The sequence below is a fragment of the Pseudoalteromonas luteoviolacea NCIMB 1942 genome (genome assembly GCF_001625595.1).
GTDB classification, from domain to species: Bacteria; Pseudomonadota; Gammaproteobacteria; order Enterobacterales; family Alteromonadaceae; genus Pseudoalteromonas; species Pseudoalteromonas luteoviolacea_A.
The window spans coordinates 1-22,379 of sequence record NZ_AUXT01000079.1; the positions used below are offsets into that span (position 1 = coordinate 1).

Below are 22,379 nucleotides of genomic sequence, written 5' to 3' on the forward strand. Positions count from 1 at the left end.
CTACATTTCATTTCTACATTTCATTTCCTTTTGATAAATATATTAAATCACTCATTTAACATAAATTATAAATTTTTGATAGCAGTATTGTACGATGTGTTCTTATAGTCATTAAGGGAAATGTTTTCTACTTATATATTTGTATAACTTACTTATCGACAATCATAATTCTAAATGGGTTCGGCCGTTGGGACTCTAACTGTTGAAGCTTAGCAATAGAGCTTTCTGTTAGTACATGCCCTTTTGGAAGAAGCATAATCCCTTGAGCGCTATGCATCGCCAAGCCTAGTTCCATGCCAGGTTTTAACTGTTGTGCAGTCAGTATACTCATACTCCCGACTTTTTCAGTTTCAGCTTGATCTTTTGAGAGTACCGACAGTAAGGCATTTACAATTTTTGGGTGATAAAAGCTTCCGCCGTACATTTTTATGATCTCCAAAGCATTTTCCTTACGCTCAGACATAGGGCGTTGACTTTGATATAAATGATCAATGTAATCCCGCGCCACGGCCAAAATTTGAGCGCCGATAGGGATATCTTTTCCTTTCAAACCTTTAGGAACACCTTGTCCATTGTACTTTTCAAACTGACTATAAATGGCTTCAGAAACATCACTTAAATGCTGTGCAGGCATCAGCATTAATTGTGCCGTTGATGGATGGGTTAAATAGACTTTCTTTTTCTCTGGTTCTAGTTCATGAAACGGTTTAGAGTATAGCGAAGGGTCCATTGCCAGTAGCCCAACTTGAGACAGGTAACCTGCCATTCGAGTCATGTCTGCAACTTCAGAGCTTAAAGACAGAGCTTTGGCTAATTGAAAGCACACTTTTGCAATATTTTTAGCTTTTTCAGCATCTAAATAGGGGTTTGCATTAATAAAATTGTATAGTAATTCAACTGTACTTTTATGTTCTTTCTTTTCATTTTCATTGGCAAGTTCAAGCTGCTTCAATACCTGCTTAATTTGCGCTGTTCTTTTCTCGACTAAACTTTCTAGATTTGAGTTTAGTTCTTTTAGCTCTTCATTCTGTAATTTAACTTTGTTTTGCAGTTCATCATTTTGCTTTTTAAGCTTGCTTAATTCCGCAGCTTTATTAATTTCTAAAATAAGCTGTTCATTTTTCCAAGGTTTTTGAATATAACCATGTATCCCACCCCCATTTATCGCATTGATGGTGTCTTCTATATCGGAGTAGCCGGTAAGTAATATACGTCTTGCATCTGGAGAAATCGCTTTTGCATTAGTTAAAAATTCAGCACCATCCATCTTAGGCATTCTCATATCAGAGATTATGACATCAAACGATACTTCTCGAACCCGCTCTAAAGCTTCAAAGCCTGACTCAAACAATTCAGCTTTAATTCCGTTCTGTCTAAGCAATCTGCCCAGTGAGTTCAAAACGCTCTTTTCATCATCTAGACACAAAACAAGTATCGGATCATCACTCATAAACTTAGACAGCTCCATCTTAAATTAAATAGTTTTGTTTACAGTCTTAAAATTAGACTAAACTTTAATAAGAAACAACAAAATAGGTTCGTGAAATATGATAAGGAAAGCTTCTAAGGTCTTAATTATAGACGATGACAAATTAATGTTGCGCGCCTTATCAAAAGCAATTTCAAGAAGCTTAACTGTATCAGATGTAGTAACTCTAAATGACCCGCTTTTAACCGAAAGCTACCTATCTACAGAACAAGCAGACTATGACCTGATCATCAGTGACTTTCAGATGCCAAAATTGTCGGGTAAAGAAGTTCTAACAATCGCAAAACATTGTAACCCCAAAGCAATGAGAATAATTATGTCTGGTAACATCACTGAAAACCTAATTTCCAGAGATGATGTACCTGCGAACTACTTTATGCAGAAACCATTTAGTAAGCAAGACTTAACATTGCTAGAGGAATTTCTTGAACGGAGTGCGCAGCTTAATTATTCAGATGAGCAACAATTGATTTTTGGTATGCTTCCTTACTTCCCTTTGCCAAGCTATGAAGTAACAAAAACTCTTGACCAGATCTACAGCCCTAATGACATAAACGATAACCAGTTATTTAAGCTAATAGAAAAAGCGGTCTGCGTTTTTAAAACAGAAAATTCAAAACATGAATTTACTTGCAACATGGTACGTTTCGTCGCTACAGCATATTACATTTCTCTTGAGTTAATGCATATTACTGGGGTCGGGCAACAATGTGAAGCTATTAGCGAATACCTAATATGGGCAAGCCAAGCCTATTCAATAGCTAGTGACATAGGCATTACTAATAGCCTTTGTGAACTTGTCTATTTGACTGTATTTATAGGGTATATAGAGTACTTAATACAACAATACTTTTCCCTGAAATCTAATGTTGACTACGCTAATAAAACTAAATTGTATTCGAGGTATTTATTAATATGGGGTATAAACACTAATGTAGTTGAAAACAGGCTAAGGCTAGTACAATTATCTTCTTACGAAAAGTACGAAGATGTTATTTCGAACTTGTTTATCAAATTAAACCCTAATCAAACCGCAATAAACATCTCACAGTTTGAAGAAAAGGACACTAGTACCAGAAAATTGGTCACAGTTATTGAACACCTACGCAATAGAAAACTAGTGTTGGAGGAAGCATAATGAAAGGTATCGTATTTAGATGTCTTGAAGAACTTGTAATAGAAACAAAAGGAATGGATGTTTGGGAGCAACTTCTAGAACAGCATTGCCCCGAAGATCGCGTATATGTCAGTGCAAAGTCTTATCCAGATGAAGAGTTAGTTGGCTTGGCAACCAGTGTTTCACAGGCATTAAATTTGTCAATGCCCGAAACACTCAAGGCATTCGGTACATACCTTTTTGGCTTTTTGGCTAAACGTCATAGGTCTATCGTTCAAGAGTTTCATTCTTTTGAGCAATTAATAGTCTCAATTGACGAGGTGATTCATAACGAGGTAAGAAAACTATATGAAGAACCTAATTTACCGACAATAGAAGCCACAATACAAGACGACCGCACCATACATTTAATTTATCGCTCTCCTAGAAAGCTATGCTTTTGTGCAGAAGGGCTCATATATGGCTGCGCAGAACACTTTGACAAACAAATTCAAATTGAACATCCTGAATGCATGCACAAAGGCGATCTAGCGTGTTTTTTAATAATAACCTATTCATAATATGCAAAATTATTACAAAGCCTATCTTAGAGAAAAGTCCGCACGAGATGAACTCGAGGTTCTTCTTGAGGAAAAAACAAGCAAGCTCTACGCACTAAATGTCGAACTGGAAAAAAAGCTTGTCCTTTTGCAGCAGCAACAGCTAGCAGTGGTTCAATCAGAAAAAATGGCGACGCTTGGTACCTTATCTGCTGGGGTAGCACATGAAATCAACAACCCTCTAGCTTATTTGACCTGCAACCTAGAAACACTATCGCACTATAAAGATGATATTACTGAGTATTTAGAGCTTGTCGTAAAACATAAGAGTGAAAGAATATCAGACAGCGTTCTTATTGAAGAGCTGAAGAAAATAAATAAAACAGTAGATACAGAAGAACTAATTCAAGATTTAGAAGACATATCTCAAGATTGCCAAGAAGGTTGCAGTAGGATATCTGGCATTATCAAAAATTTACTAGACTTTGCTAAACCAAAACAAAGCGACGAATCAGAGTTTGAAATCATCGACGTAATTGAGCATTCAGCTAAATTACTCGAGAATAAACTCAAACAAATTAGCCTTGAATTGACTTGTGACACCGGTTACTTAATAAGTGGTAGTAAATCTAATATCATCCAAGCGTTCATTAATATCTTTGTAAACGCGATTGATGCTTGTCAAGAAGCGAAAGAAAAGTCCGTAATAGCTCAAGGAACAATCCATGTTTCAGTTAAAGATTCTGGCGACTGCTACAGAATCACATTTCAGGACAATGGAATAGGGATATCTGAAGATGCTGTACCCCATGTTTTCGAGCCATTCTATTCAACTAAGCCTTTAGGCGAGGGGACCGGCATGGGCCTAGCGGTTGTGTATGGTATATTGGCGAATCATCGGGCAACAATAACATTGGCTAATAATGAAAAACAAGGTGTCACTGTAACTGTCGTCATCCCTAAGTCCACACAATAAAATTCTACAATACTTACACTTAAATGCTTCTAATGGCTTAGTGATGTAGACTTTAGTCTATACCGCTAAGCACTCTATTTTGTTTTCAAATTGGTTCCGCACTGATTTACGTCAATTTTAAAAAAGATTTATTCACTAAATTATATAGCCATTAATTATATGTTATAACCGGAATAAGTTGACGTGTACGTCAATTTTCGGATTAGTTAAACTTATGTAAAAGTTTACATTTAGTTCAAAAAAAGGTACGGACTTTAACTAACTGGCTGTTATATATGCAATAGTATGTATTTTGTGCATTTTTTGAGATGAATTCGATTCATATATTAAGCTAGAGTATCAAAATCAATTATTTTCACTTTGCACCAAAAAAATCACACCTTTAGTATTAGAAAGGCACCTTCTGTGATTGTTTTTTAACCAGCAATGCATTGACGTGTTTAATTTCTATGTTAGGTTTATTTAACAAATGTTAATCACAGTTAATGTAAAGGTTGGTGATAAGATGAAAATTAGAAATCATATTAAAAATGTGCTCAAGTTAAGCACGCTAGCAATTGCGATTAGTACAACATACTCACATGCGTATGACTGTACAGGTCTTGCTGAGTGGCAACCTGACGGCACCTATGTTAGTGGCAATAAAGTACAACAGAGCAGTGTCGCTTATGAAGCTAAATGGTGGAACCGTACAGAGCCAGCTAGTCATTCTGGTCCTCATCAAGAGTGGAAAAAACTCGGTGATTGTGCGGGCTCTGGTACAAATACCCCTCCTACAATAAGTCAATTATCTCCACTAGATGGTTCTCAATTTGACGAAAATGACAGCGTTGCCATTAGCGCAAAAGCGGTTGACGTTGACGGAAACGTAACTAAAGTGGAGTTTTATGTTGACAATACATTGATAGCAACTGATACGACTGGTGTTACTGATATGTTCAATGCTGTTTGGACCGCTGGTCAGCCTGGTGTATATCAGCTCAGCGCCAAGGCATTCGATGATAAAAACGAAGCGTCACAAACAATTACTAACTCAATTACTGTTAGAACAGGTACGCCCGTAAATGAAGCCCCTACAGCGACGCTTAATATCAAATCAAAACCTGTCGAGCTGGTAGTTGGAAGTAGCGTTGTATTCTCACTTGCCGGAAGCGATGCTGATGGTACGGTCAATAAGCTTAGCTTTGCAGTCAATGGCGTAGAGCTTGTATCTACAAATGGCGCTCCTACAGAGCATACATGGGTTGCCGAAGCTGATGGTAATTACACTTTCACGCTTACAGCAACCGATGACAAAAATGCCTCGACGAGTGTTAGTACTCAGCTAACCGTAGGTGCACAAATCCCAGGGGACCGAGATGCTTGTAAGCCAGCCGGTTTATATCAAACACCTGGCGTAAATACGCCTTACTGTACGATCTATGATGTGAACGGACGCGAGGAAATGGGTGCTGACCACCCAAGAAGGGTTATCGGGTATTTCACAAGTTGGAGAAACGGGGCTAACGGCCAACCATCTTATCTCGTTAACGATATTCCATGGGACAAGATCACTCATATTAACTATGCATTCGCGCATGTTGATGCAGGAAATAAAGTATCAATTGGCGATCCAAATGCTGCTGGTAACCCAGCAACTAACATGGAATGGCCAGGTGTTGCAGGCGCTGAATTAGATCCGACTCTGCCTTACAAAGGTCACTTTAACCTTTTAAATAAATATAAAAAGCAGCATCCAGACGTTAAAACACTAATCAGTGTCGGTGGTTGGGCAGAAACAGGTGGATTCTTTGGACCAGATGGTAAGCGTGTAAACAGCGGCGGTTTCTACACAATGACTACAAACGCTGATGGCTCTGTCAACAACGCTGGTATTGAAACATTTGTAGCAAGCTCAGTAGACTTTATCAGAAAATATGGCTTCGATGGCGTTGATATCGATTACGAATACCCTTCTTCAATGAAAGATTCTGGCCACCCAGACGATTTCCCAATCTCTAACGCGAGAAGAGCGGGTCTAAATGCGTCTTATCAAATCCTTATGAAGCGCTTACGTGAAGAGCTGGACAAAGCAGGTCAACAAGATGGCCAACATTATATGTTAACGATCGCTTCGCCGTCGTCAGGATACTTATTACGTGGTATGGAGACATTCCAAGTAACTCAGTACCTAGATTACGTAAACATTATGTCATACGACTTACACGGAGCATGGAACTCACACGTTGGTCACAACGCATCGTTATATGACACAGGCGAAGACTCTGAGTTAAAAGCATGGAACGTTTACGGCACTAAAGAGTTTGAAGGTATTGGTTATTTGAATACTGACTGGGCGGTTAAGTACTTCCAAGGTGGCTTATCAGCAGGACGTATCAATATCGGTATCCCATACTATACGCGTGGTTTTAGAGATGTTCAGGGTGGTACGAATGGTTTGTGGGGTCAAGCACCACTGCCTAATCAAGCTGATTGCCCTCCAGGAACAGGGTCTGGTGAGAAGAATAAATGCGGTAACGGTGCTGTTGGCATCGACAACTTGTGGCACGACAAAAACGATGTCGGTCTAGAAGTACCTGCAGGCTCAAACCCTCTTTGGCATGCCAAGAACTTACAGAATGGTGTTGTACCAAGCTACCTAGCAGCATACGGCCTCACACCTGATACAGATCCTGCTGATCAGTTGACTGGGACTTATGCTCGTAATTATGACGCTGTAGCGGTTGCCCCTTGGTTATGGAACGCCCAAAAGAATGTGTTCATTTCTATTGAGGATGAAGAGTCAATGGGTACCAAAGTTGACTATGTAATCAATAAAGGTCTCGGCGGTATCATGTTTTGGGAACTTGCTGGTGACTTTGATTATGACGCAGCTAAAGGTGAGTACTTTATGGGCTCGAGCATGACAACCTTGGCTTACAATAAGTTCAAGCAGTCAGGCGCTCAATACGATATTCACAGAGGTGATATCGCTTTCCAAGTACCGACTGAGCAGGTAGATGTCACATTTGATGCGAAGAGCTTCCCGGTAGGTGATGACAATTATCCGATTGCACCTACGTTTGCATTCACGAACAACTCAAATATTGATTTGTCAGGCGCAAAGATTTCTTTTGATGTCCCAGTTTCAACTTCAGCAATCTTCAAGTCTAACTGGAATGCTCAAGAAAAGCTTGGCATGGCGGTAGATGTGAACAACTCAAATGCAGCAGGCAACAACATTGGTGGATTTGATAACGACTTCCATAGATTTTCTATCACGCTTAAGAATGAGTGGGGCAATACACCAGAATCATTTGTTCCAGGAGAAACTGTCAACGCTCAGGTTATGTACTACATGCCTGTAACTGGGCCTGTGAATTTCACCGCTGAGAAAGACGGAAAGCGCTATGCATTTAAATTTGAGTATCCAACATTACCGGCCGCAACACCTGGTGATGGCAATGGCGGACCAATTACACATTGCGAAGGTACTCCGATTGCAGACATCTCTGTGTATCCAACTTTCCCAAGAGGAACCCATGCTGGAGCTGGAGATTTAATTATCGACGGTAACGGTGTGTATAAGGCGAAGTGGTGGAGCAATAAACAGCCATCAACGAGCGCTGATTACCAAAAAGTTTGTAGTTTATAAAACGTAAGTTAAGTGGAGGCTCCCCCCTCCACTTATTTCTGGCAAGCAATATTCTTTTAACAAAAGCGAAAAAGCCACAAGAGGTGAGCGCGATGAACGTTCTACAAGGAAAATTTTTAACAGCTCTATCAATTGCATGTACCACATATGTCTCAACTTATGCGCCTTATTCAAATGCCCATGGCTTTATGGATTTTCCAAAAGCAAGGCAGTCAATCTGTGAAGCGCAGGGAGGCTACTGGTGGCCTGATGATGGCTCAAATATTCCCAACTTGGCATGCAGGGCAGCATTTTTAGAGTCTGGCTACGTTCAGTTTGTTCAAGAGCATGAATTCGCGTCACTTATTGCCGATTACAATAATCAAGCAGCTGTTGAAGCAGCGGTACCAAACGGAACACTTTGTGCTGCAGGTTCGAATGAAAAAAGGGGAATGAATCTTCCACATAAGCAGTGGCAGACCACAGATGTAAAACCAAGCCCAAATGGCGATCTCGCAGTAAGATTTAGGGCCACTACGCCTCATAATCCAAGTTTTTGGAAATTCTATTTAACAAAGCCAACCTTTAACGCGACGACCGATGTTTTAAACTGGACTAACCTAGATTTAATTACCGAAGTTGGCAACATCAATTTTGTAACCGACCCTGATGGCAAGAAGTTTTACGAAATGACGGTTAACATACCCCAAGACCGTAGCGGTAGGGCCATTTTGTACACTCGCTGGCAGAGAAATGATGTAGCCGGTGAAGGTTTTTATAATTGCTCTGACATCAACATCATAACAGATTCAAAACCAGTCGATTGGTTTTCGGCTGGGTATTTCGTAAAGCAAGGTCAAGAAGCACAGGTAAATGACACTGTTTGGGCTCGCGTGTTTGACAGCAACGGACAAGAAATAATAAAGCAATCACTCAAGATAACAGACACTACCTTAAACAGCTGGCAAAAAGATCTCGCGACCATTCTAAACACTAACTTTGCGTATGATGCTCAGGTGGGTGTAAAAGACAGCGCTGGTACTATTACTTTTGATGAACTGAACCTATTAAGTAATGAGGTATTTGTAACAAGTTCATCGAACACTTATAACCTGACTATTCAGGTTCAACAACCAAACACACCACCTACAGTACACAAGCCTGACCCGTTCACAATGAACGAGGTGTCTCAAACGCAACTCCATGTGCATGCTTTCGATGACTACACCATGGATTTAACTTATGTCTGGGACGTTCCAGCAGGTCTAACATTCACGGGCTCTGGCGCAACAATAACTCTATCAGCTACAGCTGTTGATAAAGACACTGTATATAACGTGGGTGTAACCGTATCTGATGGCACTCTATCTAGTGCGACAACAGCACAAATCACAGTAATTGATGTACCTAATACGCCTGCCCCTTGGCGTGCAAACGCAACATATGTCGGGGGAGACAAAGTTTCACACAATAACAAGGTATATGAAGCGAAGTGGTGGAACAGAGGCGAAGAGCCAGGCACTACTCAGGTTTGGAAAGAAATTCAATAAGATGTAAAGGTCACTCCAATACGTTGGGGTTTGGATATAACATGTAAAATAAGGTTGAGATAGTAATGAGAATTAATAATTTAACAGCAGCTATAGGAATAGCTTTAATGTCGGCAGGTGCCATCGCAGCGCCTTCTGCACCACAAATTAACTGGGAACCACAAACATACTCATTTGTTGATGTAAATCTTGATGGTAACGGCTCTTACAAGCAGATTGTTAAAGCGAAAGACGTAGTTACTGTAAACATTAAGTGGAATTCATGGAGTGGTACTGGTGGAGATAGTTATAAGGTTTATTTTGACAATCAAGTAGTTGACCAAGGTGCGCTGGCTGCAGGTACTAAGAGTGGCACAGTCAGCTTCCCTTACACAAAATCAGGTCGTCATACACTTTATCTAGAACTTTGTGATGCAACTGGCTGTGCGAAAAGTGCGGGTAAACCGATTGTAATCGCGGACACTGATGGCGGGCATTTACAACCGTTAACTATGGACGTAGACCCTAAAAACAAAAATAACGGTACTATTCCTGGAATGGTTACCGGGGCATATTTTGTAGAGTGGGGTATTTATGGCAGAGATTTCGACGTTTCAAATATTCCTGCACATAACCTATCGCACCTTCTTTATGGATTTATTCCGATTTGTGGTGCGAATGAGTCGTTAAAAGAGATTGAGAATGGCAATAGTTGGAGAGCATTGCAAAAAGCGTGTGCTGATTCACAGGATTATGAAGTCGTCATTCACGACCCTTGGGCAGCTGTACAAAAAACACTGCCCGGTACTGACAACAACGATCCAATCCGTGGTACTTACGCACAGCTAATGGCATTAAAGCAACGTTACCCTGATCTTAAAATCTTACCTTCAGTAGGTGGCTGGACATTGTCAGACCCTTTCCATGGGTTCACAACTAAAGCGAACAGAGACACTTTTGTTGCCTCGATGAAGCAATTTTTGAAAACTTGGAAGTTCTATGACGGTGTTGACATTGACTGGGAATTCCCTGGCGGCGATGGACCGAATCCTAACCTAGGCGACCCAGTAAACGATGGCCCAGCATACATCGCATTAATGCAAGAATTGAGAGCAATGCTTGATGAACTTGAGCTTGAAACAGGACGTAAGTACGAACTTACTTCAGCAATAGGTTCTGGTTACGACAAAATTGAAGATGTTGATTATCAAGTAGCTCAGCAACATATGGATTACATCTTTGCGATGACTTACGATTTTTACGGTGGTTGGAACAATGTGACAGGTCACCAAACAGGTATTTACTGTGGCTCACACTTAAGCCAAGGCGAGTGTGACGGTACCGGCTTAGACGATAACGGCGAGCCCCGTAAAGGCCCAGCGTACACGGTAGACAACGCAGTTAAAGCATTACTAGCTCAAGGCGTAGACTCTAAGAAAATAGTTGTTGGCGCAGCTATGTATGGCCGTGGATGGGAAGGGGTCTTTGATTCAAATACGACTATTCAAGGTAACCCAGTAACCGCTCCCGGTAACGGTAAGTATGCAGGTTCTACAAGTGAAGGTGTTTGGGAACCGGGTATCATGGATTACAAAGCCATTGCTAAGAATCTAGTTGGAGCTAATGGCACTGGTATAAATGGTTTCACAGCAGGATATGATGACCAAGCAGAAGCTGCTTGGGTTTGGAACCCAACTAGCGGTAAGATGTTGACTTACGATAGCCCACGTTCAGTATACGCAAAAGGCCAATATGTTAACCTACACAACTTAGGTGGTTTATTTGCTTGGGAAGTCGATGCCGATAACGGCGATATCCTCAACGCAATGTATGATGGCCTAACTGGTGGAGTACCTACAAACAGACCTCCTGTAGTAGCTGTTGATGCAAACCTGACTCTAAACTCTGGTCAATCTGTGAACCTAACAGCAACAGCGAGTGATCCTGAAGGTGCTGCTGTAACATATGCCTGGACTGCTCAAGGTCTTACGTTAACAGGCGCTAACACCGCTACAGTTGGTATCACAGCACCTAATGTAATGACTGATACTACTTTCTCTTTGAAGATAGCGGTGACAGACGATAAGAATGCAACGACAGAAAAAATTGTTTCTGTACTTGTTAAAGCAGAAGTTCCAGCTGGTGCACCAGCTGTTTCGCCTATCGCTAACACAACGGTAGAAGAGAACAAATCTGTGAATGTGTCTGTAGTCGCAACTGATCCAAACAATGACCCATTAACGTATACTTGGAACCTGCCTGCTGGATTAACCGTTTCTGGTAATGGTTCTAGTGTGTCTATTGCGGCTGGCGAAGTAAGCCAAGACACAACGTATACTGTAACTGTAGATGTGTCAGACGGTACATATACGACATCAGCTTCTTTTGATGTGACAGTTACCGACGCTGCATCAGGTGTTGCACCTTGGGATTCAGGTAAAGTATATGTTGGTGGAGACTTAGCGTCACACAACGGTAAAGTGTACCGCGCAAAATGGTGGACAAGAGGCGAAGAACCTGGAAAGGCAATGGTTTGGCAAGCTCTTTAAACGATTATGGGTTGATATTTAGGAAATCATTTCTAAATTGACAGATGGACAGGCCAACCCTCAATAAAAACAAAGGTGCTCTGCACCTTTGTTTTTTCTCTCAAATATTTCATACTATGTAAATGTCTGACAAACGTATACAAATGTGAAGCACCTTTTATTACTTCTAGCATTTATCTCATTTTATTGCTCTTCCAATGAGCGCTGCCTATCTGAAAAAAAGATAGGTATTGGGAATAGTTGGCCGCCATACGTAATGTATAATGGCGATAGCCCTTTCGGCTTAGATATCGAAATTACAAAGCTCGTTTTCAATAAAGCTAATGTATGTTTTAAATTTATAAGGCTGCCAACTTCAGCGAGAGGTTTAGCAGAGTTATACAAGGGTTACGTTGATGTACTACCCTCTGCAAGTTTCAATAGAGACAGAGCCAATAATGCACATTTTAGTGTACCCTACAGACGCGAACGTATGAGGTTATTTACTCACCTTGAATTGCCACCTATCAAAAGCCTCACTGAACTCTTCGCAGATGAATATACATTTGTTACCAACCCAGGAGCCTATTACGGTGAAGAGCTCAAGCAAATATTACAAATTAGTTGGTATCAACAGCGATTGGTCGAAGTGGCTAGCGTATCAAGACGTATTGAGTTGGTTAATAAAAAACGAATAGACTTTTTAATCGAAGATGAATACACAGGTTACTATTTTATCAATCGGTTAGGTTATGAACGGTTAAGGTTACACTCATATATTGTCAATGATAATGCAATTCACTTTATGCTAAGTCGATTGACTTTTAAAGAAAATGAAATTTCAGCAATCAATGAAGCAATACAACAATTGCATCCTGATATTAACGCGATATTAGAAAGACGGCCTGCTCCACACAAACAAAATAACGCATGGAGAAACAATTGATAAAAATACTTTTACCTTTGGTTATATTATCTGGACTTGCCCAAGCCAAAGCCGATAAGCCATTTACCATAGACAATACACAAATATATACTGACACTACACTATTTTATAGCGACAAGAATATTCGCCCGCAAAGCAGTGACTTTAAAGTAAAAAGTGCCATAACTATGTCTAATGAAGATGGAGAACGCGCCGTTTTACTTAGCGTTGAAAACCTGTCATCCGGTAGAAGGATCCTCGAGCCACATCATTTAATGGTAACTTACGCAGATGGCACAGCAAAAGTATTGACTAGCTTGCCTGACAAATTGTCATTCAAAGGCGGCGAAATAATAAATGTCACCGTAAACTTGGATAGTAGTCTGTATCCAGTGATTTCGTTAGTAACAAGTAACAACTTACAATAATAATTATGAACCCACATATTAAATCCCTTTGCGCACTCAGTTCAAAATCAGACCGAATTGTACTTGGCTTGATGAGTGGAACGTCTCTTGATGGTTTGGACCTAGCCCTGTGTAAGATATCTGGAAGTGGCACTAACACGCAATGTAAAGTATTGGCGTTTGCTACCGTCGATTACACGCAAGCAACAAAAGACAAAATACTGAAAGTATTCGCCAAGAAAAACGCAGACTTACAATATTTAACACTGTTAAACCCTTGGTTGGGTGAATTGCAAGCCAACATAATAAACAAACAACTGGAATCATGGGGGGTTTCTAATAAAGAAGTAGATTTAATTGCAAGCCATGGACAAACAATATATCACTGCCCTAAGCATTTTCATGACCTTCCTGAGTTTAATAATGCTACATTGCAATTAGGAGATGGAGACCATATTGCTGTCAAAACAGGCATCATTACAATATCGGACTTTAGACAAAAACACATTGCCGCTGGCTATGAAGGTGCACCTTTAGCCCAATATGGAGACTTCTGTCTTTTTGGAGATGATACATCAAATACGCTACTGCTAAATATAGGTGGCATTGCTAACTTTACACTTATTAGACAAGGTGTTTCTCTCAACGAGGTGGTCTGTTCAGACATAGGTCCTGGTAACACAATGATGGACCAATACGTCAAAGCACACTTCAGTTTAGCGTATGATCGCGATGGTCTTATTGCAGCTTCCGGCACAGTTAACAGTGCTCTTTTAAAAGCTTTATCTAATATAGATTTTATAAACCAGCCGATGCCAAAAACCACTGGTCCTGAACTCTTTAATCTTGACCTACTAGACAGCTGTGTCAGATCGGCATCAGTGGTCGACATAAGTAAACAAGACATAATGGCAACACTCAGTATGTTTACGGCTCAATCCATTGTAAAGCATATTCTTGATCTAAATATATGTGATGGAGTGAAAGTTCTAGTAAGTGGAGGAGGGGCTCATAACAGCACTTTATTGAAAAACATAGCACTTTTGTTGGGCGAAAACATTTATGTTGAAAAGTTGAATTTAAACGGGATCAATGCAGATTCTAAAGAAGCCGTTCTTTTCGCAATATTAGCCAACGAATGCGTTGCGGCAGATAGCGAAAGCAGTAGCGGTTTAACCCTTGGTAAGATTAGCCTTCCAGGGTAAGGTTAAGCCATTAGAAAATCGCTTTTCCATTCCTTTAGTTTAGACATAATTGTCTTAATCGGGCTATTCTCTTTGTAAGTTGCCTTACAGCTTGAGTCCAATTCTAAAATCGGGTGTTCAAGTTCTACTTGTGCATCCACAACATTTTTTACGCCGCCGGTAAGCCCTGTCAAACTTAGTTGAGTCATGTAAGTGCCAGCTTCACCATGACCTTTTAAAATAAGTTCAATAGTACCGGAGTTGATGTCTTGCTCCTTTAATTTATAGCTACCGCTGAAACTTACATCTCTTTGTAGCTCATGAGTGGCAGTGACTGCGATCACGTTACCTACTGCTGCGTCACTAGGCAAAAGGCAGTCGAGTACTAACTCTTTACCTTGCGTATCAAACTTAATTTCGTCTATTGCTGACGCGCTACCAGTCGGAAACATAGGGTCGCAATGTGTGTAAAGTTCAAATTGAATTGTTCTAGAAGTTGCCATGCTTAAAAACTAAATTTATCGAATCAGTGTTAGTGTGCACAATATTTATTGCATATATATGAACAAACCCCAGAAAACATAATTGTGTTTTCTGGGGCAGATAGTAATTGCTACTGATTAGCGAACTGCTAGCATGATAAGACCTGGCACAACAAAGAATGAACCTAGTACATATCCGAATGCCGCAGTTTTATTTCTAGCTCCAACTTCTGCTAGCTTCTCAGCACATTTAATTGGAATTTCACGAAGAAGTGGTAAGCCGTAGATAAGTCCAACAGCGAATACATTAAACATTACGTGAACAAGTGCGACAGTAAGCGCGACCTCACCAGCTGGACCAGTAATTGAAGTCGCAGCAAGTAAAGCAGTAATAGTAGTACCTATATTAGCGCCTAGAGTGAAAGGGTAGATTTGACGTGTTGTAAATACACCACTACCTGCTAAAGGAATCATTAAACTTGTAGTAGTAGAAGATGATTGAACCATTACAGTTACAATTGCGCCTGAGCTGATACCTGCAACAGGGCCACGTCCGATTGCACCGTGTAAAAGGTCTTTAGCTTTACCAACTAGTGCTTGTTTAAGTAGTTTGCCAAGCGTTGTAACTGCGAATAGAATCATAGCAATACCGATGACGACCATTGCAACACCTGCTGCTGTACCTTCTAGGAAACTTACTCCATCTTTTACAATACCTACAGCAGGCTTAACAAGTGGCTTAATGAAGTTGTAGCTCTTAAGAGATAGGTCGGCATCACCAACAAATAGGTGCGCTAGACTCGCTGAGAATTTCTCTAGCAAACCAAACATGATTTCCAATGGAAGGAAGATTGCAACAGCAAACAAGTTGAAGAAGTCATGTACCGTAGACGCTGCAAATGCTCTTTGGAACTCTTCCTTTGAACGAATGTGACCAATTGATACAAGTGTATTTGTAATAGTAGTACCAATATTTGCGCCCATTATCATAGGAATGGCGATTTGAAGCGGTAAACCGCCAGCAACTAGACCAACAATAACAGATGTAACAGTTGAAGAGGATTGTACAAGTGCAGTAGCTAGTGCACCTAATAGAAGCGCTACAAATGGATTTGTAGCAAAAGCGAAGATTTCTTTAGCTCCTTCGGAACCGCCTGACGCAAGTTTAAAACCACCGCTTACTGTACCAACGGCTACAAGTACCAAATAAACTAGAAATGCAATTGCACCCCAGGTTAGTAACTTAGATGGAAATGACTTTTCGCTGTATTCACTCATAGATTTATCTCGTTGTGTCGATGCCTAAACTTTATGGCATTTTGATGACGTTTTTATTTCATGGCGCATTTAACCAGATAAATATGACAGAAATATTTCAGTTCAAATATTCACTCCAATCAACACTATAGGAAGTGAGCATCACAATGTGCTTTGCGCATAAAAACTTAATCACAAGGTAAGCAAGCTATTGTTTATAATTAAGTTTATTTTAAAATAAACTTATTACAATCATTTACAATTAGGATTTAGGTAAACAGCAATCATTCTCAACCTCCATATTTTCTACATGATTCAACGCTAGAATTAATAAAAAATAAATAAGAGAGCGAGTAATGCGTAGTTTGTTACTGATACTAATTGGTTTTTTTCTCATTCCAGCAGGTGCTGATGTCTTACCAAATGTGGAACCAACTAGTGTTAACAAAGACACGCAAGTCGTACCGATAAATAAAGCAGCCCGTTTCTTTTTCGATTACGATGATGAATTTCACAGCGCGTTTGATTTTGACGCCTTTTCACAACAATTTAGACCGCTAAATGACCTAAACAAAAAGCCGCAGAAAGAAATGTATTCCAAATGGGTCTACTTTAAAGTCGATAGGAATACAGAAATCAGTGATTGGATACTATCTTTTGGGTTTCCAAGGCTAGCAAAAGTATCTGTTTATCAAAAGATGCCTTATGGGTGGCTAGATGTCATAAACCTCACAGAAGCGGACCCTTTTAGTAAAAGGCCAATACAAGATCCACAGTTTTACGTACCATTACAACTACACGCAGGTGAGAACACATTTCTAATCGAATATCAGACTTTTGCAAATGCGCCTGCAAATATCCGATTACACTCAAAAGAAAACTTTCTAGCGGAATCACACAAAAGCCTGATCACCAACGCAAGTTTAGCAGGCGTAATAGCAGCGATTTTATTAATTGTACTGGTAAACCTTTTCTTCAATAGAAATAACACTAATGTCTATTACGCGACGTGGACTCTGTTGTTTTTTATGATTGTTATAGATACAGCGGGGTTTACATTCCAGTATTTTTGGCCTGAACACAATGCGTTTTCAGGAAAGTTTTCGATTTTTTTAATGGCAACCGTCCCGCTATTTCACTTACTGTTTGTGAGAGGCTTTTTGCAGCTTAAGCACTATCATACCGCGCTGAACAAAGTTTATTGTACGTTCATCTGTATTTACGCTGCGCTTGTACCAATCGCTTTATTTATTAATAGCGTGTACTTCAACTTAATTCTCAGTACGCTTGTCATTCCGGTATTTGTATATACTTGCGTGTGGAGTCTAAAACAAAAAGGTCCTGGGATGAGGACATTTACATTCAGCTTGTTAAATCACTTACTATTTTTGAATATTTTTACAATAGTTGGCGCAAGTTATGGCAATTTTATGGATGTTTTCGACATTACGTCATTTATTAAGATAGGGTATTTGATTGAGGTCTTATTATTTACAATAGCACTAGCACTTCAACATAAATCTTTACAGGCGAGATTGCTTCATCAACTACAACACCAAGTACACGCGCTCAACCAAACCGTTAATACTAAACATAAAGAGGTAAATGACAAAGAAGTTCAATTAAAGGCGAAAGAAGAGAAGCTATTCACTGATCTATCTCACGAACTGAGAACGCCTCTCACCGTTATGAAAATTCAAGTTGAATCTTTGCAATACAATATTGTCGATAACGTGCAAGATTCTTACAACAAGCTCATGACTAAAATCGATGAACTACACTCGTTTATTGATCAGTTAATGCTGGTGACTGATGACAAAGATATTGCGGCATTACTGAACAAAGAAACTTTAAATGCAAAAGTGTATATAAACGAAGTTTTTCAAACATGTATACAAGAGGGTGACCCTAAAAAGTCTAAATTTAGCATTGCGAACCTCGTTAACGACCAGCTTTCAATCACTGTCGATAAACAAACAATGGAAAATGCTATTCTAGAAGTTGTAAAAAACGCCTTGCGATTTGGCGGTGCAGATGTAGAGATTTCACTAACAACATTACAAGACGGAAACAATCTCGTAGTCAAAATAGAAGACTCAGGCATGCCTTTATCCTACGAAGCACATCAGCAGTTATTCCAACCTTTGTTTCGAGACGAAGTATCAAGAAATGCAATGCTCGGCGGTAAAGGGATGGGTTTAGCTGTTTGTAAAAAGATTATCGAATCCCATGAAGGTAAAATTGATTCTCATAATAGCTTACTTGGGGGGCTATGTATTGAAATCTCTTTGCCAATTGAGGGTGTGTCCCAACAGAAGTACGCTGTCAGTTAATACTACAGAGTTTAAACTTTTGCGCTATAACTTTTGTTAAAGTAGAATTCACCGTTCGAATTTTTGGGCGTTAAGTATGAGTAGTGTAGAGTTTTGGAAATCCAAGTCATTAGAAGAAATGACAACAGCTGAATGGGAATCAATATGTGATGGTTGCGCAAAGTGCTGCCTGCATTCGTTTATTGATTCTGATGAAGAAGAAGATTTTGAGAGCACGGATTTTTTAAGAGAAGGTGAAGAGCTTTTATATACTGATGTTATTTGCCAATACAGCGATATAAATACCGGCGGATGTACTAGATATAATGAGCGACAAACGTTAGTCCCTAGCTGCGTCCAACTTACCAAAGACAATTTGAAAGACATCTTTTTTATGCCAAAGTCATGCAGTTATCGACGTTTACATGAGGGCAGAGGGCTTGCTTCATGGCACCCCCTAAGACACCAAGGTTCAAAACAAGTTATGCACGAAGCGGGGATTAGCATTAAAGACAAAGTGATTCTTGAGACACAAGTGAATTTGGAAGAAAACTTTGAAGACCATATCGTGGAATGGCCGGAGCACGATCAAAACTGACACGACTTGGTTGGATCAAATCTAAAAAATTTGTATCTAATGTCCAATTAGCAAACCAGAATTTAAGAAGTATTAAAAAAGGTAGCCTTGTAGCTACCTTTTTTTGATTTACTTACTTTCGTCATCAGGCAAAGTAACGTTTAGCTCTAAAACCGCTAAATCGTCTTCATTTTGCTCAAACTGTACGTTAACAGCGTTTGAATCAACTTTAACGTATTTGCTGATCACTTCTAAAATATCCTGTTTTAGTTGCGGTAGATAATCGGGCGTTCCTCTTTTAGAGCGCTCATGAGCGACAATTATCTGCAACCTTTCTTTTGCTAAAGAGGCGCTGCTTTTTTTCTCCGAACGGAAATAATCTAGTAAAGACAAATTAGCCTCCGAATATTCTTTTTAGTAAACCTTTCTTTTCGACGTTTAAGAATCTAAAGTCGATTATTTCACCCAGTAAGCGATCAATTGCATCACTATAGGCTTGGCCAGCATCAGACTCAGAATCTAAAATTACTGGCTGACCAGAGTTAGACGCGTTTAAAACAGCAGTTGACTCTGGAATAACGCCAAGTAGGTCAATCGCTAAGATATCTTGTACATCTTCTACCGACAGCATTTCTCCTGTAGCCACTCGTTCTGGGTTATAACGAGTTAATAACAGGTGCTCTTTAACTGGTGATAAGCCTTCTTCAGCTCTTTTAGACTTACTCTGCAGAATACCGAGAATTCTGTCCGAGTCGCGAACTGATGACACTTCAGGGTTTGTGGTAACAATCGCTTCGTCTGCGAAGTAAAGCGCCATCATCGCGCCTGCTTCAATGCCAGCTGGAGAATCGCAAATAATAAAATCGAAATCTTCTTTTAATTCATTGAGTACTTTTTCGACGCCTTCTCTCGTTAGCGCATCCTTATCACGAGTCTGAGAAGCGGGTAGAATAAACAACTTTTCTACTCTTTTATCCTTAATCAATGCCTGATTAAGGTTCGCTTCCCCATTTATTACATTAACGAAATCGTATACAACGCGTCGTTCGCAACCCATGATAAGGTCGAGATTTCGAAGGCCAATATCAAAATCGATAATGGCTGTTTTATACCCTTTAAGCGCAAGCCCAGTACCGAGCGCTGCACTTGATGTAGTTTTACCTACTCCACCTTTACCGGAAGTTACGACAATAATTTTTGCCATTAGATTTATCCTTTGACCAAAGCTGTTAATTCTAAAGATTCATTTGTTTGGGTAATTTGACAAGGGTTACCCCAAAACTCTCCCTGCAGAGAGTCGCTGATCCAGTAACTGCCGTTTACAGATACTAGCTCAGCTTCTAATTTTTGACAGAAAATACTAGCATTATCATTACCCTGCGCGCCTGCAATAGCTCTTCCACGCAATGTTCCATAAATGTGGATATTGCCATCTGCGATAACTTCTGCACCGTGACTGACGGCTCCAATGACAATCAAATCACGTTCTTTTGCATAAATTTGCTGACCAGAACGTACTGTACCATTAACGATTTTTGCGGGAACATAAACTTGTTTTTCAACGACTTCTGTCGTAGTTTGGGTTTTGACAGTCGGCGCAACGTCTTTTGTGTAATTTAGAACAGACATGCCAATCGATTTGGCTTCTTCATTATGTTGTTCATTGCCATTGCAAATACCAACGGGGTTTAATGACAAGTCACATAAAATAGACTTGAGATCAGACAAAACTAGTGGCTCGTCTTGTATCTCGGCAAGGTTAATTACGATTGGTGCGCCTTTGAAAAATTTAGGCGCTTGCGATATTTTTTCACTCAGTTGTTCTTTTACAACATTCAAATCAGAGTTTAATAACTGCAGCACTGACAAAGTAAAAAGGTTTCCCTTTAGTTCAAAAAATTGTGTAGACATAAGCGCTCAAATATAACTGCGTACTCTGTATTAAATCTTATTCTGACCCCGTACTGTGTACGTTTGAGAGCAGCAAAACTTTCCAATTATTATATATGTCATGGTATAGTGCTGCTCTAAGATAAGCAAGAATTTATAGGGTTATAATGCTAAGTGCAATTTATAAAAGTAGTAAAAAAGCCGATACCTACCTTTTTATTGAAAAAAGAGACGATTTCAGCAAAGTTCCAGCGCCTCTAATGAGCACTTTTGGCACCCCCATATATGTAATGTTAGTTGATCTTGCAAAAAGAGAAAAACTTGGGGTCGCAGATTTAGCATCGGTTAAGGAAAAATTAATCGAGCAGGGCTTTTACTTACAGATTCCACCTCCACAAGATAACCTTCTGGATGAATTTAAAAAACGAAATGGAGCAAAGAGTGACTAAGGCTTTAAAAGTATTACTTACTTCTCTGTGTTTTTCAGCATCAGTAAGTGCGACAACACAAGCTGAATTTGACCTTTATCTCGATAAACTAAAAGCAGAAGCTATTCAAAAAGGGTATGAGCAAACGTTAGTTGATTCTGCCTTCGCGACTGCAAAATTTAAAAAAAAGGTCATCAAAGCTGATAAAACACAGCCTGAAATTGTAGAAACACTAGAGACCTACCTTCCTAAACGAGTACCCGATTGGAAGGTTAAACGCGCAAGAAAGCTTTATAAAGAAAATAAAGAGCTTTTAGACAAAATAGAAGCCGAATTTGGCGTACAAGGACGATTCATAATCGCACTTTGGGGTCTCGAAAGTAGCTTTGGACGCGTGCAAGGTGGTTATCCGGTAATTAGCTCATTGGTGACGTTAGCGTTCGACGGACGAAGAGAAGTACTATATAAACGACAACTTTGGGCTGCATTAGACATACTGCGAGATGGCCACGTTGAGATAGGGAACTTTAAAGGATCGTGGGCTGGTGCTATGGGGCAAACCCAGTTTATGCCAACGTCTTTCAAGTCATATGCTGTTGATTACAACAAAGATGGTCGAAAAGATATTTGGACCACGAAAGAAGACGCGTTTGCATCAATCGCAAATTACCTAAAAAATGTTGGCTGGAACAATAATTTAACTTGGGGTAGACAAGTTAAATTGCCTTATGGATTCTCAGAAAACTATGTATTGAAACGCGGCACACGTAATCATAGCCAATGGCTCGAGTTCTTTTCGAACTCTGAACGCACACTTGAAGATTGGCAAGCACTTGGCGTTCGTCGTACAGATGGTACTGACCTTCCAAAAGTGAATATCACAGCAGCTTTAGTCATGCCAGACGATATTAATGGTCGTATGTATCTTGCTTACGACAACTATAAAGCACTGATGAATTGGAATAGAAGCTATTATTTTGTAACTAGTGTCGGATATCTATCTGATAGGATAGGCTATCCAAAAATCTAACTTTCGATTTCAAAGTGAAAAAAAAGGCAGCTAAACTACGCTGTCTTTTTAATGGGCTAATGAATGAAACTAGTAGGTAAGCGTCGCCTAAACCAC

General features: G+C 39.8%; 19 protein-coding genes. 13 read left to right on the forward strand and 6 right to left on the reverse strand.

Translation table 11 applies throughout. From position 1 onward, the window contains the following. Positions 1–148: 148 nt before the first annotated feature. Positions 149–1,450: an HD domain-containing phosphohydrolase gene (locus tag N482_RS05075; RefSeq protein WP_231100795.1), complete on the reverse strand. Its 1,302-nt coding sequence runs from the start codon at positions 1,448–1,450 to the stop codon at positions 149–151. Positions 1,451–1,547: 97 nt separating this feature from the next. Between N482_RS05075 and N482_RS05080 the strand changes: the two genes are divergently transcribed. The 9 genes from N482_RS05080 to N482_RS05120 all read left to right on the forward strand — a co-directional run bounded on the left by N482_RS05080 (position 1,548) and on the right by N482_RS05120 (position 14,328). Next, positions 1,548–2,627: a response regulator gene (locus tag N482_RS05080; protein WP_063376042.1), complete on the forward strand. Its 1,080-nt coding sequence runs from the start codon at positions 1,548–1,550 to the stop codon at positions 2,625–2,627. Continuing rightward, positions 2,627–3,166 (forward strand): heme NO-binding domain-containing protein, encoded by a 540-nt coding sequence (locus N482_RS05085; protein WP_063376043.1) that lies wholly within the window; start codon positions 2,627–2,629, stop codon positions 3,164–3,166. The genes N482_RS05080 and N482_RS05085 overlap by 1 nt, the downstream gene beginning before the upstream one ends. Position 3,167: 1 nt before the next feature. Then, on the forward strand, positions 3,168–4,121 hold the full coding sequence (locus N482_RS05090; RefSeq protein WP_063376044.1) for a sensor histidine kinase: 954 nt from the start codon (positions 3,168–3,170) through the stop codon (positions 4,119–4,121). A 505-nt stretch (positions 4,122–4,626) separates the two neighbouring features. Next, a complete protein-coding gene (locus tag N482_RS05095) occupies positions 4,627–7,755 on the forward strand; it encodes a glycosyl hydrolase family 18 protein (RefSeq protein ID WP_196763593.1) in 3,129 nt (1,042 codons plus the stop codon). A gap of 92 nt (positions 7,756–7,847) precedes the next feature. Beyond that, the gene (locus N482_RS05100; RefSeq protein ID WP_063376045.1) at positions 7,848–9,284 is read left to right on the forward strand and encodes a lytic polysaccharide monooxygenase; all 1,437 of its coding nucleotides are present in this window, start codon (positions 7,848–7,850) and stop codon (positions 9,282–9,284) included. A 65-nt stretch (positions 9,285–9,349) separates the two neighbouring features. After that, a complete protein-coding gene (locus N482_RS05105; protein WP_063376046.1) occupies positions 9,350–11,812 on the forward strand; it encodes a glycosyl hydrolase family 18 protein in 2,463 nt (820 codons plus the stop codon). A gap of 145 nt (positions 11,813–11,957) precedes the next feature. Beyond that, on the forward strand, positions 11,958–12,737 hold the full coding sequence (locus N482_RS05110) for a substrate-binding periplasmic protein (protein WP_231100796.1): 780 nt from the start codon (positions 11,958–11,960) through the stop codon (positions 12,735–12,737). Then, a complete protein-coding gene (locus tag N482_RS05115; protein WP_063376048.1) occupies positions 12,734–13,144 on the forward strand; it encodes a hypothetical protein in 411 nt (136 codons plus the stop codon). Before N482_RS05110 ends, N482_RS05115 begins: the two co-directional genes overlap by 4 nt. Positions 13,145–13,149: 5 nt before the next feature. Further along, positions 13,150–14,328 carry an anhydro-N-acetylmuramic acid kinase gene (locus tag N482_RS05120; protein ID WP_063376049.1) on the forward strand — a complete coding sequence of 393 codons (1,179 nt, stop codon included), beginning with the start codon at positions 13,150–13,152 and terminating at the stop codon, positions 14,326–14,328. A gap of 2 nt (positions 14,329–14,330) precedes the next feature. Here the strand turns inward: N482_RS05120 and N482_RS05125 are convergent, their stop codons facing one another. After that, the gene (locus N482_RS05125; protein WP_155730491.1) at positions 14,331–14,810 is read right to left on the reverse strand and encodes a hypothetical protein; all 480 of its coding nucleotides are present in this window, start codon (positions 14,808–14,810) and stop codon (positions 14,331–14,333) included. A 117-nt stretch (positions 14,811–14,927) separates the two neighbouring features. Then, the gene (locus tag N482_RS05130) at positions 14,928–16,067 is read right to left on the reverse strand and encodes a Na/Pi symporter (RefSeq protein WP_063376051.1); all 1,140 of its coding nucleotides are present in this window, start codon (positions 16,065–16,067) and stop codon (positions 14,928–14,930) included. A 335-nt stretch (positions 16,068–16,402) separates the two neighbouring features. Here N482_RS05130 and N482_RS05135 point away from each other — a divergent pair, with 335 nt between their 5' ends. Next, entirely contained in the window at positions 16,403–18,379 is a 1,977-nt protein-coding gene (locus N482_RS05135) for a sensor histidine kinase (RefSeq protein WP_063376052.1), read from the forward strand. A 76-nt stretch (positions 18,380–18,455) separates the two neighbouring features. After that, the gene (locus tag N482_RS05140) at positions 18,456–18,956 is read left to right on the forward strand and encodes a YcgN family cysteine cluster protein (RefSeq protein ID WP_063376053.1); all 501 of its coding nucleotides are present in this window, start codon (positions 18,456–18,458) and stop codon (positions 18,954–18,956) included. Between the two features lie 108 nt (positions 18,957–19,064). Here the strand turns inward: N482_RS05140 and minE are convergent, their stop codons facing one another. The 3 genes from minE to minC are packed head-to-tail and all read right to left on the reverse strand — an operon-like array spanning position 19,065 to position 20,846. After that, positions 19,065–19,328, reverse strand: coding sequence for a cell division topological specificity factor MinE (minE, locus tag N482_RS05145; RefSeq protein WP_063358211.1), 264 nt, complete (start codon positions 19,326–19,328; stop codon positions 19,065–19,067). A gap of 1 nt (position 19,329) precedes the next feature. After that, positions 19,330–20,139: a septum site-determining protein MinD gene (gene minD / locus N482_RS05150; RefSeq protein WP_063376054.1), complete on the reverse strand. Its 810-nt coding sequence runs from the start codon at positions 20,137–20,139 to the stop codon at positions 19,330–19,332. Positions 20,140–20,144: 5 nt separating this feature from the next. Next, positions 20,145–20,846: a septum site-determining protein MinC gene (gene minC, locus N482_RS05155; RefSeq protein WP_063376055.1), complete on the reverse strand. Its 702-nt coding sequence runs from the start codon at positions 20,844–20,846 to the stop codon at positions 20,145–20,147. Between the two features lie 146 nt (positions 20,847–20,992). Between minC and N482_RS05160 the strand changes: the two genes are divergently transcribed. Both N482_RS05160 and N482_RS05165 read left to right on the forward strand, forming a co-directional pair. Further along, positions 20,993–21,274 carry a YcgL domain-containing protein gene (locus N482_RS05160; RefSeq protein ID WP_063376056.1) on the forward strand — a complete coding sequence of 94 codons (282 nt, stop codon included), beginning with the start codon at positions 20,993–20,995 and terminating at the stop codon, positions 21,272–21,274. Continuing rightward, positions 21,267–22,283 carry a lytic murein transglycosylase gene (locus tag N482_RS05165; RefSeq protein ID WP_063376057.1) on the forward strand — a complete coding sequence of 339 codons (1,017 nt, stop codon included), beginning with the start codon at positions 21,267–21,269 and terminating at the stop codon, positions 22,281–22,283. Before N482_RS05160 ends, N482_RS05165 begins: the two co-directional genes overlap by 8 nt. The last annotated feature ends 96 nt before the right edge of the window (positions 22,284–22,379 follow it).

What these genes read in the sequence shown, in the direction of transcription:
- N482_RS05125 (WP_155730491.1), bottom strand. Translation starts at nt 14,810, where the DNA reads ATGGCAACTTCTAGAACAATTCAATTTGAACTTTACACACATTGCGAC.
- N482_RS05105 (WP_063376046.1), top strand. Translation starts at nt 9,350, where the DNA reads ATGAGAATTAATAATTTAACAGCAGCTATAGGAATAGCTTTAATGTCG.
- N482_RS05130 (WP_063376051.1), bottom strand. Translation starts at nt 16,067, where the DNA reads ATGAGTGAATACAGCGAAAAGTCATTTCCATCTAAGTTACTAACCTGG.
- minC (WP_063376055.1), bottom strand. Translation starts at nt 20,846, where the DNA reads ATGTCTACACAATTTTTTGAACTAAAGGGAAACCTTTTTACTTTGTCA.
- minD (WP_063376054.1), bottom strand. Translation starts at nt 20,139, where the DNA reads ATGGCAAAAATTATTGTCGTAACTTCCGGTAAAGGTGGAGTAGGTAAA.
- N482_RS05095 (WP_196763593.1), top strand. Translation starts at nt 4,627, where the DNA reads ATGAAAATTAGAAATCATATTAAAAATGTGCTCAAGTTAAGCACGCTA.
- N482_RS05100 (WP_063376045.1), top strand. Translation starts at nt 7,848, where the DNA reads ATGAACGTTCTACAAGGAAAATTTTTAACAGCTCTATCAATTGCATGT.
- N482_RS05085 (WP_063376043.1), top strand. Translation starts at nt 2,627, where the DNA reads ATGAAAGGTATCGTATTTAGATGTCTTGAAGAACTTGTAATAGAAACA.
- N482_RS05080 (WP_063376042.1), top strand. Translation starts at nt 1,548, where the DNA reads ATGATAAGGAAAGCTTCTAAGGTCTTAATTATAGACGATGACAAATTA.
- N482_RS05160 (WP_063376056.1), top strand. Translation starts at nt 20,993, where the DNA reads ATGCTAAGTGCAATTTATAAAAGTAGTAAAAAAGCCGATACCTACCTT.
- N482_RS05075 (WP_231100795.1), bottom strand. Translation starts at nt 1,450, where the DNA reads ATGAGTGATGATCCGATACTTGTTTTGTGTCTAGATGATGAAAAGAGC.
- N482_RS05140 (WP_063376053.1), top strand. Translation starts at nt 18,456, where the DNA reads ATGAGTAGTGTAGAGTTTTGGAAATCCAAGTCATTAGAAGAAATGACA.
- N482_RS05135 (WP_063376052.1), top strand. Translation starts at nt 16,403, where the DNA reads ATGCGTAGTTTGTTACTGATACTAATTGGTTTTTTTCTCATTCCAGCA.
- N482_RS05120 (WP_063376049.1), top strand. Translation starts at nt 13,150, where the DNA reads ATGAACCCACATATTAAATCCCTTTGCGCACTCAGTTCAAAATCAGAC.
- N482_RS05090 (WP_063376044.1), top strand. Translation starts at nt 3,168, where the DNA reads ATGCAAAATTATTACAAAGCCTATCTTAGAGAAAAGTCCGCACGAGAT.